The organism is Natrialba hulunbeirensis JCM 10989 (assembly GCF_000337575.1).
Taxonomy (GTDB): domain Archaea; phylum Halobacteriota; class Halobacteria; order Halobacteriales; family Natrialbaceae; genus Natrialba; species Natrialba hulunbeirensis.
In genome coordinates this window covers 143,782-156,064 of record NZ_AOIM01000041.1, presented here as the reverse complement: position 1 = coordinate 156,064, position 12,283 = coordinate 143,782, and the positions used below count along the sequence as shown (strand labels likewise).

At 61.3% G+C, this 12,283-nt stretch carries 12 protein-coding genes, 1 tRNA gene and 1 other RNA gene; 4 read left to right on the top strand and 10 right to left on the bottom strand.

The window, feature by feature from the left end; all coding sequences use genetic code 11:
• Nucleotides 1-17: 17 nt before the first annotated feature.
• The gene (gene tnpA / locus C483_RS16875; protein ID WP_049912853.1) at nucleotides 18-425 is read left to right on the top strand and encodes an IS200/IS605-like element ISNhu1 family transposase; all 408 of its coding nucleotides are present in this window, start codon (nucleotides 18-20) and stop codon (nucleotides 423-425) included.
• Nucleotides 426-550: 125 nt separating this feature from the next.
• On the opposite strand, the gene C483_RS16870 is transcribed toward tnpA, so the two are convergent.
• The 4 genes from C483_RS16870 to C483_RS16860 all read right to left on the bottom strand — a co-directional run bounded on the left by C483_RS16870 (nucleotide 551) and on the right by C483_RS16860 (nucleotide 4,609).
• A complete protein-coding gene (locus C483_RS16870) occupies nucleotides 551-1,474 on the bottom strand; it encodes a DMT family transporter (RefSeq protein ID WP_006654577.1) in 924 nt (307 codons plus the stop codon).
• A gap of 76 nt (nucleotides 1,475-1,550) precedes the next feature.
• Entirely contained in the window at nucleotides 1,551-2,300 is a 750-nt protein-coding gene (locus tag C483_RS16865) for a helix-turn-helix domain-containing protein (RefSeq protein ID WP_006654576.1), read from the bottom strand.
• Between the two features lie 207 nt (nucleotides 2,301-2,507).
• Nucleotides 2,508-2,819: signal recognition particle sRNA (ffs, locus tag C483_RS19675), an RNA gene on the bottom strand.
• 116 nt (nucleotides 2,820-2,935) lie between these two features.
• Nucleotides 2,936-4,609, bottom strand: coding sequence for a potassium channel family protein (locus tag C483_RS16860; protein ID WP_049912851.1), 1,674 nt, complete (start codon nucleotides 4,607-4,609; stop codon nucleotides 2,936-2,938).
• A 269-nt stretch (nucleotides 4,610-4,878) separates the two neighbouring features.
• On the opposite strand from C483_RS16860, the gene C483_RS16855 reads away from it, so the two are divergent.
• On the top strand, nucleotides 4,879-5,226 hold the full coding sequence (locus C483_RS16855) for a DUF5798 family protein (RefSeq protein ID WP_006654574.1): 348 nt from the start codon (nucleotides 4,879-4,881) through the stop codon (nucleotides 5,224-5,226).
• Nucleotides 5,227-5,346: 120 nt separating this feature from the next.
• Here the strand turns inward: C483_RS16855 and C483_RS16850 are convergent, their stop codons facing one another.
• Nucleotides 5,347-6,648, bottom strand: a complete 1,302-nt coding sequence (locus C483_RS16850; RefSeq protein ID WP_006654573.1) for an MFS transporter — start codon at nucleotides 6,646-6,648, stop codon at nucleotides 5,347-5,349.
• Nucleotides 6,649-7,181: 533 nt separating this feature from the next.
• Between C483_RS16850 and C483_RS16845 the strand changes: the two genes are divergently transcribed.
• Nucleotides 7,182-8,162 carry a PLP-dependent cysteine synthase family protein gene (locus tag C483_RS16845; RefSeq protein WP_006654572.1) on the top strand — a complete coding sequence of 327 codons (981 nt, stop codon included), beginning with the start codon at nucleotides 7,182-7,184 and terminating at the stop codon, nucleotides 8,160-8,162.
• Between the two features lie 308 nt (nucleotides 8,163-8,470).
• Here C483_RS16845 and C483_RS16840 read toward each other — a convergent pair whose 3' ends face one another.
• The 4 genes from C483_RS16840 to C483_RS16825 form a co-directional block, all read right to left on the bottom strand.
• On the bottom strand, nucleotides 8,471-8,665 hold the full coding sequence (locus C483_RS16840; RefSeq protein ID WP_006654571.1) for a hypothetical protein: 195 nt from the start codon (nucleotides 8,663-8,665) through the stop codon (nucleotides 8,471-8,473).
• Between the two features lie 119 nt (nucleotides 8,666-8,784).
• On the bottom strand, nucleotides 8,785-9,219 hold the full coding sequence (locus tag C483_RS16835; RefSeq protein WP_006654570.1) for a CoA-binding protein: 435 nt from the start codon (nucleotides 9,217-9,219) through the stop codon (nucleotides 8,785-8,787).
• 119 nt (nucleotides 9,220-9,338) lie between these two features.
• Complete coding sequence (locus C483_RS16830; protein WP_006654569.1) at nucleotides 9,339-10,190, bottom strand: geranylgeranylglycerol-phosphate geranylgeranyltransferase; 852 nt, start codon at nucleotides 10,188-10,190, stop codon at nucleotides 9,339-9,341.
• Between the two features lie 154 nt (nucleotides 10,191-10,344).
• Entirely contained in the window at nucleotides 10,345-10,530 is a 186-nt protein-coding gene (locus C483_RS16825; protein WP_006654568.1) for a DUF7511 domain-containing protein, read from the bottom strand.
• Nucleotides 10,531-10,697: 167 nt separating this feature from the next.
• On the opposite strand from C483_RS16825, the gene C483_RS16820 reads away from it, so the two are divergent.
• Nucleotides 10,698-10,772, top strand: a tRNA-Arg gene (locus C483_RS16820).
• 494 nt (nucleotides 10,773-11,266) lie between these two features.
• Here C483_RS16820 and C483_RS16815 read toward each other — a convergent pair.
• On the bottom strand, nucleotides 11,267-12,148 hold the full coding sequence (locus tag C483_RS16815) for a hypothetical protein (RefSeq protein WP_006654567.1): 882 nt from the start codon (nucleotides 12,146-12,148) through the stop codon (nucleotides 11,267-11,269).
• Between the last annotated feature and the right edge of the window lie 135 nt (nucleotides 12,149-12,283).

Below are 12,283 nucleotides of genomic sequence, written 5' to 3'. Positions count from 1 at the left end.
AAATGTAGGGATTAGGGATGGAAGAGTACCGCAGTCACGCACATTCGGTTAGTTCCTGTAAATATCATTTTGTCTGGTGTCCCAAGTACCGACACCCGGTTCTCAACGTGGTTGAAGACGATGTACGAGAGTTGTTTGATGAGACTTCCGACCACTTCGGGCACAAAATTCTGGCGTTGGAGATTGCAGACGACCACGTACACCTGTTCGTCCAGTGCGACCCAAAACACAGTCCAGCCGACCTCGCCCGGCAGTTCAAGTCGTACTCGGGTAAGCACTTGCTGGAGCGGTATCCCGAGATTCAGGAGTCGTATTTCTGGGGTGGCGGATTTTGGAAGGTTGGGTACTATGTGGGAACGACAGGTGCGGTGTCGGAGGAAGTGGTTGAACGGTATATCGAAGAGACGGAACACGTGCCGAAGTGACGCGCTTCACCCCCGCCCACGGTGTTGACGCAAATCAAAGATTTGCGAAAGCCGAAAACCTGCGGTTTTCGGAAGGGCGGGGAACTCGCGCTGCTTTTCGTTTAGAACAGACAGGCCACGCCGATCTAGGCCGCCGACTCCGTCGACACCAGATAGACGCCAACCGCCATCACGGCACCGCCCAACACAAACCGCGAGCCGAGCGACTCACCCAGCACCGCCGCTCCGAAAATCGCCCCGACGACCGGCTGGACGAAGAAGAACGCCGAGATGACGCTCGCGCCGACGTACTCGAGTCCCTTGTACCAGAGATACCACGCAGCGGCGGTGCCGAGGAGGCCGAGGTAGAGCACCGCGACGACGAGTTCCGGCGTCACCGGAATCGAGGACAGCGAGGCGTCAGTACGAGCGAGTTCGACCGGCACGAGGACGGCGAGCATCGGCACGGCGGCGACACAGGAGTACGTCGCCGTCTCGAGTGCGGAGTAGCGCTCGATCAGCGGCTTCCCGAGGACAGTGTACAGCGCCCACGTCGCGCTCGCGAGCAGGAGCATGAGGATGCCGGTCGTCGCGACGCCGGCGAGTTCGGCGAGGTGGTACTGCCCGGAGAGGACGATGACGGTGCCAGCGGTCGCGATGGTGATACCAGCGACGAGCCGCGGGGAGAGGTCCTCACCGAGCAGGGAGACACCGAGCAGGATCGTGAAGATCGGCGTCAGGACGGTGATGAGCGAGCCCTGGCTGGCGGTCGTCAGTGCGGTGCCGACGAACTGCGTCGCAAGCGAGGCGGCGACGACGGCTCCCAGAAGCGCGAAGCTGAGCAGGTCTCGGCGGGAAAAGCGCCGGCGTGGGTAGACCAGATTAACGACGGTAAGCAGTGCAATCGCGCCGACGGCGACCCGCAGAAACGCGAGCGTCAGCGGCGGGACGGCATCGAAGCCCCATTTGCTGACACCGTAGAGACCGCCCCAGAGTGCTGCGGCGGCGAGCGGGGCCAGTGCGAAGAGATACGGCGAGATCGACGGCAGTGAAACGGCTTTCCAGTACACATTCAGAGTAGGAACTGTCCGGGAATGGGTGCTATCGTTAGGATGTTAACCTCAGTCCGGCTGTGCGTTCAGCCGATCACGTCTGTTCGTCGTCGGAACAACCCAGTCGACCGACCTGTGACTCTGCAGTGGACTCGAGTACACCCACCATCGGAGCCAACAACTTCTGCTCGGCGCGTCGGAGCGTCTTCGAGACGGCGGCGTCCGAGACGCCGAGGTCGGTCGCGAGGTCGCCGAGCGTTGCGGTCCGCGGGACCGCATAGTAGCCCCCAGCGACGGCGCGGCGAATCGTCTCGCGCTCGGTTGCGGTGAGTTGCCGCGCGCCCTCGAGGACGGTGGTGCCGACCGCGTCGGCGCGGACATCCGCCAGCACCGTCTCGGGGTCGAGACGCTGGCGGTCGTGGACCTCGAACTCGTCGTCGTGGTCGCTGAGGACGGCCAGCGTATGCTCGGCGGCACGCTCGTCGTCGAAGCCGATCTGCCAGCGCTCGCGGCCGTCGACGTTCTCGAAGGGCGCAGTGAGGTAGCCGCCGTTAGCGACGACAGTGCCCATCGTCACGGTCGTTCCCATCGTTAGGTGGACACGCGCGGTTCCACTCTGCTTTGCGAGCAAATTGAAGGAGTCCGTCTCTGGGTGTGCACGGATCACGTCCAGCCCGCACTCGAGTGCGGGCCGGTCGGCGGCGTCTGCGAGGATGCGTAACTCGAGTTGGGAGCGGTCGTGGTCGTAGTGCCAGTGTGGGGTGACAAACGCGATGTCGTGGGCGTCGCTGGCCGCGCTCAGTGGGCAGTCGTCCTGCCGGATCGAAAGCGCGAGGCTGATCATATGTAGTGGCTGGTGGCCGATGGCCAATCGTGTTGTGGTCGCGGCTGGAACTGCGATGCTATAGTAACAACTGCAACGATTTACACACTGATCGCACAGCAGTCGTGCGATCAGGTGTGCATTGACTTGCAGTGGCTACTATAGGTGTGTCGGCCAACGCGATGATCGTGGCTGGTGCTGAACGAGTAGAACGCAGTATGAAGTATGAATGTGGAGGCCGCGATTGCCCGGCGTTCCGGCCGGGGGAATCCCGGTTGCCTTCTCCACCCCGCGACCCGTCGAGCGACAGGTGTCCGGCGGTCCACTGCTCGCTTCCGCGCCTGATGGGCTGTCGCCGGCTAACCACGATGGGACGTCCCTGCGGACGGCCACCGTAGACCGCTGTCCCCGACGGACGAGGCTTCCACGTTGGCTCCCGAGGCCCCGGTCGGTCTGACCGGACGCCCGCGGTGTTCGGTCCCCGCTAATGACCATAGCGCGGGTAGTGAGCAGGGCCAAACTGCCCGACCTATCCACCCGGATGTAGCGGCCGGCTACTTAAGGACCTTTCGCCTCGCCAACCGCACGACGGCAGTCTACTCAGACCACCCAGTCCACGACGATCACCTCCCAACGAATACACAACCCTCTCCACCTCACTGAGCACCGTCGCTGTCGCCATCAGTCCGCTCTCGACGCTGCCCGTACACTTCCCGAACCACCTCCAGCTGTCGATCCGTTCCCGACAGTATAAGCGAGTCATCCGACTCGAGTACCATCCCGTCCGGATCGCTGTAGAACGTCCCCTCTCGCTCAAGTGCGACGACGGCACAGCCGGTCTCGCGCTGAATGCGTGCCCGTGAGAGTTCTGTCCCACTGCGTGACGGGACCGCGACCTGTTCGATCACCACCCGATCGCCGAGTCGCATCGTCTCGTGTTCGAACACCCGAAGCATGATCATCCGGCCTGCAACGCTTGGCAGTGCGAGAACGTCAGACGCACCTGCCGTTCGTAACGCGTTCACATTGGCCGTCGTCTCCGCACCAGCAATGATCCGCACTGCTGGATTCAGCGCCCGCGCAGTCAACGTTGCGAGGATTGTCTCGGCATCCGACTCGAGTGCAACGAGAAACGCCTGTGCATCCCTGATCCCTGCCTCGATGAGGACTGCCTCCTCGGTCGCGTCACCAACCACGTCGCTTTGCGCTGCGGGATCGGTGTCGATCACCGTCGTTTCGACGCCCGCCCGTTCGAGCGTTCCACGGGTAGTCGCTCCGACCAGCCCCCGGCCAGCAACGACGACCCGACCACCGGTCTCTCGGTACTGCGTTCCCTGGGTACCCGTTCGCTCGGCGACCGCTGCCTGCTCTGATTCCGTGCCGACGACGACCAGTGTCGTATTCTCGTCGACACGGACGTGTTCGGAGAGCACAGTGACGAAATCGCCACGCACCCAGGCACCGAGCACCGTCGCCCCAGTTTGCTCGAGCCGTCGCATCGACGCGACCGTCTCTCCGAACAGCTCCGACTCGGGATCGACGTGGTACTCGAGTACGTCGTATGCTTCCTCGAAGGCGTCGCGATCGTCAACTGTGAGTGTGACGACAGCCCGGACGCGGTCACCGAGTGCCTTGCCGAGTCGGTGTTTCGGCAGCAGGACCTCGTCGACGCCGGCATACCGGAAGTACCGGGCCAACGAGAGTTCGCCGACGAAGGCGAAGACTGGGACTGTGGGTGTGGACGTTTCGATGGTGAGAGTGGCGCGCAGTACGTCGCGCTCTGTAGCGTCGACGACGACGGCACGGGCTTCGTCGAGTCGGGCAGCCTCGAGGCCGTCGGTGGTCGTCGGATCGCGGTGGAGGACGGTTAACGAGGATTCGTGGAGCGACTGGGCTCGTTCCGGATCATGTTCGATAATGAGGTGTGGCGTTCCGTTGGCCATCAGTTCGTCGACGAGTTGTTCGCAACTGGCAGTGTAGCCGACGATGACCACGTGATCCGTGAGCGCGTCGGTCTCTGTTGGCGGCGTCGGCTCCACCATCTGCTGAAGCCAAGGGATGACGAACTGCGGGATTGCGACGGCGATGTAGGCGATACCGGTTACCTGGATGAGCATCACCAAGACGGTCATCTCGAGGGTTTCCCAGGGTGCGTCCTGTCCGTAGCCGGTGGTGGTCATCGACTGGACGACGATTTCCAGCGCCTGGTGCCAGGTTCGCGACTCACCCTCCAAGACGGCCATTCCCCACTGGTACATGAGGGTGTAGACGGCGAGCAGGACGACGAACGATGCCAGATAGACCACCAGGCGTCGGGTCAGTGCAACCAACGTGGTACACCCCCGCCTTCTCCCCTCGGCCAGCGTCGGGACCGTTCCGACGGGTTCGGCTCGGTCATACCGGTCCCACACCGTGCGGGAGCATGATGTTTGGCGGGTTGGCGTTTGTTGTCGGTTGTCGGTTGTCGGTTATCCAGTGTCCGCTGTGGCCCCTGCCACCCATTCTGCCCCTGTCGTCCGTCCTGAGGAGAGGGAGACCGCTCGTTTCGCCATCCGACCGGAGGAAAAAGCCCATTAGCCAGCCGCTGTATGTCTGATACATGGGACTTGGCAGCACCGCAAAGAAGATTCAGGGCCTCTCCGACCGCGCCGAAGCGATGTACAAGCAGGTACAGCAGCTACAACAGCGCATCACCAACCTCGAAGGCGAGGTCGACGACACACACGACACCGTCAAGCGCATGGATCACCAGATCACAGAACAACGCCAGTTGCTGCTCGCAATCGCTGACGAGCACGGTATCGACGGCGAACAGATCCTCGCCGATGCAGCGATCGACGACGCCGACGACCTCGCTGCGGCTGAGGCAGACGACGAGACGGGTGACGACGATTCAGAGGACGGAGATACACCGAGCACTGACGCTGGCGAACAGCCCGCCGAGTAACTTCCGAATCGAGCACGGCCACTGTACCGTCTTCTCGCGATTCTCAGTGGACACTCCCGGGAGAAAGCAGCGCGACAAAAATCCCGCGTCCCTGTAGGGATCCTGATGCAATCCGTTACCTCACGGCGCGGTCTGATCGTTTGTAGTCGGAACGGTGAAATCGTCTAGATCCGCGTCAGCAACCGCTGGCAACTGTCGGAGTCGTGGACGAGCAAGAACGTACAGTCCGGCGAGTCCGAACCCAAGCGCAGCCACTGCCATGGTCGGCGTTGTCCCTATCACCGCAGCGACGACGCCCCCGACGAGTGAGCCCAGTGGGAGCGTCCCTCCCGAGGCCGTTCCCTTGAGCGAGGTGACCCGTCCGAGGAGTTCCGTCGGGAATACCGTCTGGTTCAGCGTCGCTGTGAGCACGCTGTTGACCCCCGGAGGGATCCAGGCGAGGCCGAACAGAACGATCGTGAGCGCGGTCGACGGGACGAACACGGCCACGAGCCAGACGCACGCGCTCGTCAGGTAGGTCACAAACGTAATGCGTCCGTATCCGACGTGCTCGAACCACGGCGCGATAACCGATCCGATGAGTCGACCGGTGCCGAGCGCACCGAGCAACAGCCCGTAGACGGCGGCACCGCTGAGTAGACTCCCGAACGAGGGCAGGATTGCAAGCGTCATTCCGGTTGCGAAGTTGACGATCGCCGTGAGAGCGACCAGTTCGACGAAGACGGTTCCACGGAGTGCGTCGAAACCGACTCGGAGGTCAGAGACGTATGTGGCGAGTAGTGGGTCTGTCGTCTCCGTTTCTCGCTCTTGCTTCGCGGTATCCGCGGAGAGTGCGGTAATCTTCCCGAACAGCAGTGCAGCGACTGCAAACGTGATCGAATCGAAAACAAAGAGCACTGTCACACCGAAGATGGCGATGACGATGCCACCCAGTGCATCGAACAGCATATCCAGACCCAGTGTAACCGTCGCCAGTGCGGAGTTCGCGCTGGAGAGTCGGTCCTCCACAACGATACGGGGGAGCACGGCGGACTGCATCGGTGACATGAGCGTCGCTGCGAGCGTGAGTACCGGAATGACCGCGAATAACACTCCGACACTCAGTCGACCAGTAATCGCCGCCAGTGGTAAGACGAGAACGACAGCTCCCTGCACGAGCTGTGCACTAACGAGGACGGGTTTGAGCGGAAGCCGATCGACGAGCGGCCCCGCGAACAGCTGGAGCAACCAGGGAAGCAACAGCAGGGAGCTCGCAACGCCCGACAGCACGGTCGACCCACTGAGGTCGTAAACGAGCCACAGCACGGCGACCGTGTAGAGACTGTCTCCGAGATTCGTCACGAACTGGCCGGCGAAGAATAGCCGGAAGTCCCAGTTGCGCCACACAGAGGCCGGCTCGGCGTCTGCACTCGAGGTCGCCATCTCACTGCTCACCCCGAAGCGGTGGTGCGGTATGATCGCGAGAAGCGGGCCGTGCTCGGATGAGCGGGCGGCTATCTGGCGATACGAGATCGATCGAACGACTAGCGTGTGCGACTGCTTCGATAGCGATTGACATGTACGTGCATCGGTGATGGGTGTACTGCGGCTACAGGCCGGAGCGAGGCAACGGATGGAGAATGCTGCAGCTACTCGGGCCGCCCGGAGGCAGGGGGCGCGAGCGGATCGTACACCGAACGCACTGCACGTCGGTCGGTCATGAAACGGTACACCGAAGGACGGACACGTCTGTTATAAACGTACTGGGGCTTTGTGATATAATCTATACCACAGTTCGACGTGGACGGGTTAGTTAGAGACAAACCCATCGACGATAGACTCACGGTCACCCCGTCGTGACTCGTGACCTATTCCATTGGACCGGTAGTAAGTCGAGAATTTTCGGACGGGGGACTCTTGGATAGGGACACGAAGAAAGGGAAGACCTAACAACAGTGGCAACATTTGCCAGAACGATGACGACCCACGAGCGACCGTTGGACTCGGTGCTCGAGACGATCGGGCAAACGCCCCTCGTACGGATTCGAGACGGCCCACAGGGCGTCCGAATCTACGCCAAACTCGAGTCGTTCAACCCAGGCGCGAGCGTCAAAGACAGGATCGGCCGCTACATGCTCGAGCGGATGCTCGAACGCGGCGACGTTCCGGCGGGCGGCACGGTCATCGAGCCGACCGCGGGTAACACCGGTATCGGCTTCGCGACGGCCGCCCAGCAGCTCGGGCTCGACGCCATCTTCGTCGTTCCCGAGCGCTTTAGCGTCGAGAAACAGCAGCTCATGGCCGCCCTCGGCGCAGAGGTCATCAACACGCCGACAGAGGACGGCATGGGCGGCGCGATCGACCGCGCCCACGAACTGGCCGACGAACTCGACGACGCCGTCGTCCCCCAGCAGTTCGCGAACCCGCTGAATACGGAGGCCCACTACGCCACCACCGGCCCCGAAATCTACGAGGCACTCGACGGCAACATCGGTGCCGTCGTCGCCGGCTGTGGCACCGCAGGCACACTGATGGGAATCGCCCGCTACGCACTCGAACAGGACCCGGACACCTACGTCGGCGCAGTCGAACCCGACGGCTCCGTCTACGGCGAACTCCTCGGCGAGGACCGCGAGGAAGGCGAGTACAAGATCGAAGGTATCGGCACCCACAACGTCGAGACGAACGAACTGTTCGACCCCGAACTCGTCGACGCGGTGTATCCGGTTGCGGACCGTGATGCGCACGCGGAACTCGAGCGCCTCGCACGCGAGGAAGGCCATCTCGTCGGCTCGAGTGCCGGTGCCGCCGGCGTCGCCGCGAAGCAGGTGGCCCGCGAGATCGCGTCCGGAGAGATCGAGACGCCCCACGACACCGTCGTTACCGTGTTCCCGGACTCGAGTGAGCGCTACCTCTCGAAGGGGATCTACCGCTCATTCGAGGAGTGGAGTTCCTGAGCACCGCATCGCCGGTGTCGCGGTTCAGTGTGGAGTACTCGAGTACTGGTTGTGTGACTGTGACTATGGCTATGGCTGTGGCTGTGGCTGTGACCGTAACTGAACCCGTGACCGTCGCCGTAACCATGTAACCGCAATCTCTCCTGTTCCACAGCTACAGCAGCCATCAAACACGCCAGCGTGTGTGCGTGTACGAGAACGAGTAACGACGAGTAGGGGTGCAAGCACCTGCTCTCACGGGAGAGACAGGCGTCGTGAGCCCAGGTCCTCGACAGTCTACGACGAAGGCCGGTTGCAGCAATCAGCCATTATCCGGCCGTCGAGGACTGCTGGAGCGTCGTCGCATCGACGACCTCGAATTCGTCATCGCGCTCGACCTCCCACACCCGGAGGACGAGATGTGCCTTGCAGTGGTGCTCGACGACATCCATGCCCGTCTGCCGGTTCCGCAAGACGAGCTGACAGACCCCGTCGTTGGAACAGTTCCCGGACCGGTCACACATAGGTACGTCTCTCGTGTAGTCCGCTGGTATGTAAGTCTCTGTCGGTGGTACCCCTCAGTGTTTGATCAATGGCCGTCTCCTCCCGCCACCAGGCCCACTACGCCTGTTTTCGGTCTCGGTCAAACAACGAGCCGGCGGTGATCGACCTTGAGACACCGATCCTGCACGACACGGTATCCTGCGTCCACAGCGCGCTCGGCCGCCTGATCGTCGCGGATCCCCTGCTGAAGCCAGATCACGTCGCCGACCGCGGAATCGAGTACCGACTCGATGACATCGGCGACCTCCTCGCTCGGGCGGAAGACACAGACGATGTCGACGTCGGCAACTGACTGCTCGGCGACCGCTGCGAGCGATTCAAACGCCTCCCGGCCGAAAATCTCGTCCGCGAACGGATTCACCGGAATCACCTCGTAGCCCTGCTCGAGCAGGTACGCCGGCACGTCGTGGGCCGCCTTCCCCGGCGTCCGCGAACAGCCGACGACCGCGATCGTCTCGGACTCGAGTACCTCCCGAAGCGCATCCGGATCGTCGATTCCGACGGTAAATGCCATGGTATCGTGTACCGACTGCAAACAGTTGTATGATTCGCCGTCACCTTCTCGCGCGGTTCGTGCATGACTGTGACCGGTCTGGTCTCTGTTGGATTCCACTCGCTCGCACTTCAGGTGGCTCAGAACACGTTGACCTCGAGCGCCGCCCGTCCCACGATAAACGCCAGCGCCGCGAGGAAGGTGCCGTACTTGAGGTGGGTTTGTCCAATCGTGGGATCCTCGAAACTCTCGTAGACCGCCACGATCATGATCGCGTTCGCCGGGAGTACGAGCAGGAGGTACTCGAGCTCGAAGTAACCGAGCACGTAGGGCAGCGGACTCGCGATCACGCCGATCACGAGCAGGGCAGTTGCGACGTACAGCGACTGGCGCTCGCCGATGGCGATCGGGAGGGGGTTCAGTCCCTCCTCGCGGTCGCCTTCGATGTCCTCGACGTCCTTGATGATCTCGCGGGTGAGCGTCGCGATCGCCGCGAGCGCGAAGAGGACGACTGCGGGGCCGATCTCGCCGACTGCCGCCGCGCCGAAGAGAAATGTGCTCCCGACGAGGTAGGCCACAAGCGCGTTTCCGAGGCCGGGGAGGCCCTTGAAGTACTCCGTGTAGGCCACCAGCGCGAGCAGGTTGATCCCGGCGACAGCGAGCGCTGCCAGGGGAAGGGTGAGTGCGAGCGCGACCGCGGCGGCGAACAGGACGACGCTGAACACCAGTGCGCCGCGCGGACTCACCGCACCGCGAGGGATCGCCCGATCGGGCTGGTTGATCCGATCGATCTCTCGATCGAAGTAGTCGTTAATCGCGTTCCCTGCACCGACTGCGAGCCCGGTTGCCGCGACTGCCGCGCTCGTCTGCAGTGGATACGAGCCAAGACCGCCAGCGACGAACGCGCCGATGAACGTCAACACGCTCGCGGCCAGCACGTTCACCGGTCGTGTCAGCTCGAGCAACCCGCGAATCGTCTCCCCCGCTGTCATTGCCGGGAGTGCTCAGGCAGGCCGGTTAAACCGTACGGTCCGCGTTCGACGGGCATCCGACTCAGCGTGCCCGCGACTACAGGTGTAGCAGTGGCGCTCCATTACAGCAACTGCATACTAACTTCACACCAACTGCACACCAACTGCACTCCCCCTACCGCCACCGCCCGAGTTCACAACACACCGACTCCGACACCGACAGCCACGCCTCCGCTCGCTCGACCTCACTCGCATCCGCCGGGATCAGGGTCACCGTTCCCGGCTCAGTGTGGTGCAACTCGAGTGCATCGGACGGAGGCGAATCCGGTTCGTCGGTAGCTGTGTACTCGCGTGCGGTCATTAGCGATGCCTTTGCCCTCCAGATAAAGACCGGTCACGGTAGTTTTCACAGGCTGGGAATGAGTGAGCGGGGTGCGAGTGAGCGGGTGGGGTTAGGGTATGGTGGTGCCTGTCTGAACCGGTGAAAATCGAGTGACTTATAGGAGGTCGACGGATACGGAAGGGTGCGGGCGCTTAGCTCAGTCTGGACAGAGTACTTGGCTTCGGACCAAGCTGTCACGGGTTCAAATCCTGTAGCGCCCATGTTTTTGTCGCGAACAACTTCGTGAGCGACAGATACTGGATCGCGAGGGATTTGAACGAGAGAACGCCGAGCGAAGCGAGGTGTTCGCGTGGTTCAAATCCTGTAGCGCCATCCGTCTTTTGAACGGTTCGAACACAACAGACAGCGGTGACTTGTTTCTAACGCGTAACGATGGAGCGGTTGGAGTCGTTCGGTTTCCAAATAGAGGTCGACGCCATCGTGTGGTTCGATAGGTGGATATGAGGGTGCCTCCGTAGTATCGTGTGTAACTGTGGCTTGCCGAAAAACTACCCGAAAGATGGCCCTCCAACACATCCGTCCCTTCTGCTATTTTAGACCCTGCTTTCACCGGTAGATTTTTGGCTCCTAGTGAGAGATCTAGTAATATGACCCTAGAAGACAACATCCGAGAATTAGAGGACCGTCTCGGAATGAGTCGGAGCGAAGAAGTGGAAGAGACCGGTCGGACCGTCGCTCGTCTTCAGGACTAATTTCACTCGAGTTCTTTTAGATCGTCCGCGAATTCGTGCTTTGTAAGGCCATCCATATCGACCAACCCGGTCATCTCCGCACGTCGAACGGCTTCCTCGGTGAAATCGATCCACAGGTCTTCGTGCCGTTTTGCATACCGTCTCCACCGCTCACCTCGCCGAAGATCTAACTCGTACTCCTCGAGAGGGATTTCGATATCGTGCTTTCGCACGAGCACATCGCAACCAAACTCCTCGAGATACTTGAACCGGCCACCTTTTCGTCGAACCGTCAGTAGTCTCTTTGACTCGTTGATGTAGTCGTTGACCCACTCCATCCAATCGTACTCGTCGGCCTCATCGAGTTGTGTCGACGTCTCTGGCATCGAAAAATCTGGATTCACTCGTCTGAGATAAAGTTGGCACATTCCGATAGCCGTTCGATGGTTCGCGTTGGGCAGCGCATGCTTGAGGATCAGGTTCGAGGTCAGGCGACCCGCTACCTCGACTGCCGTTCCGTTCCAGTCGATCTGATTGAGTGCTGGCTCGATCTCTTCGGCCGCGATGTCCTTGTACGCCTGCACTCGCTTCCCTTCCTCCTCGTAGTTCTCCGCAAGGACGTTCTTGAAGACATCAACTAATCTGGTCGCGATGACACCGTTCGCTGGCTCCATTGAGTCGATATATTCGACGAGATCGTAGTCGATTTCGTCCGCAGCTCCACTCGCACCGGACGCAGTATAAACGACGTAGACGGTTCGATCTAACTCGAACGACTCGACCTTGACCGAGTTGTGACTATCGTAGCCGACGACACGCTCTCCTACGTCCTCCAGCTCAGGGCTGACGAAGTCCACCGAGAACTGTTTATCCAGTTCGTGGTGGTAGGGGACGCGGTTTACCATATCGTTCCTAGCTATACATGCTCATTTGTAGTAATCACACCGGTTGGTGACTGTTTTGGACACTGCTGCCGAGCCGGTATTGATCGTCGTACCACGCACTGGAGTGGCCGAAAGGAGACCAGTGTGGGATTGTCT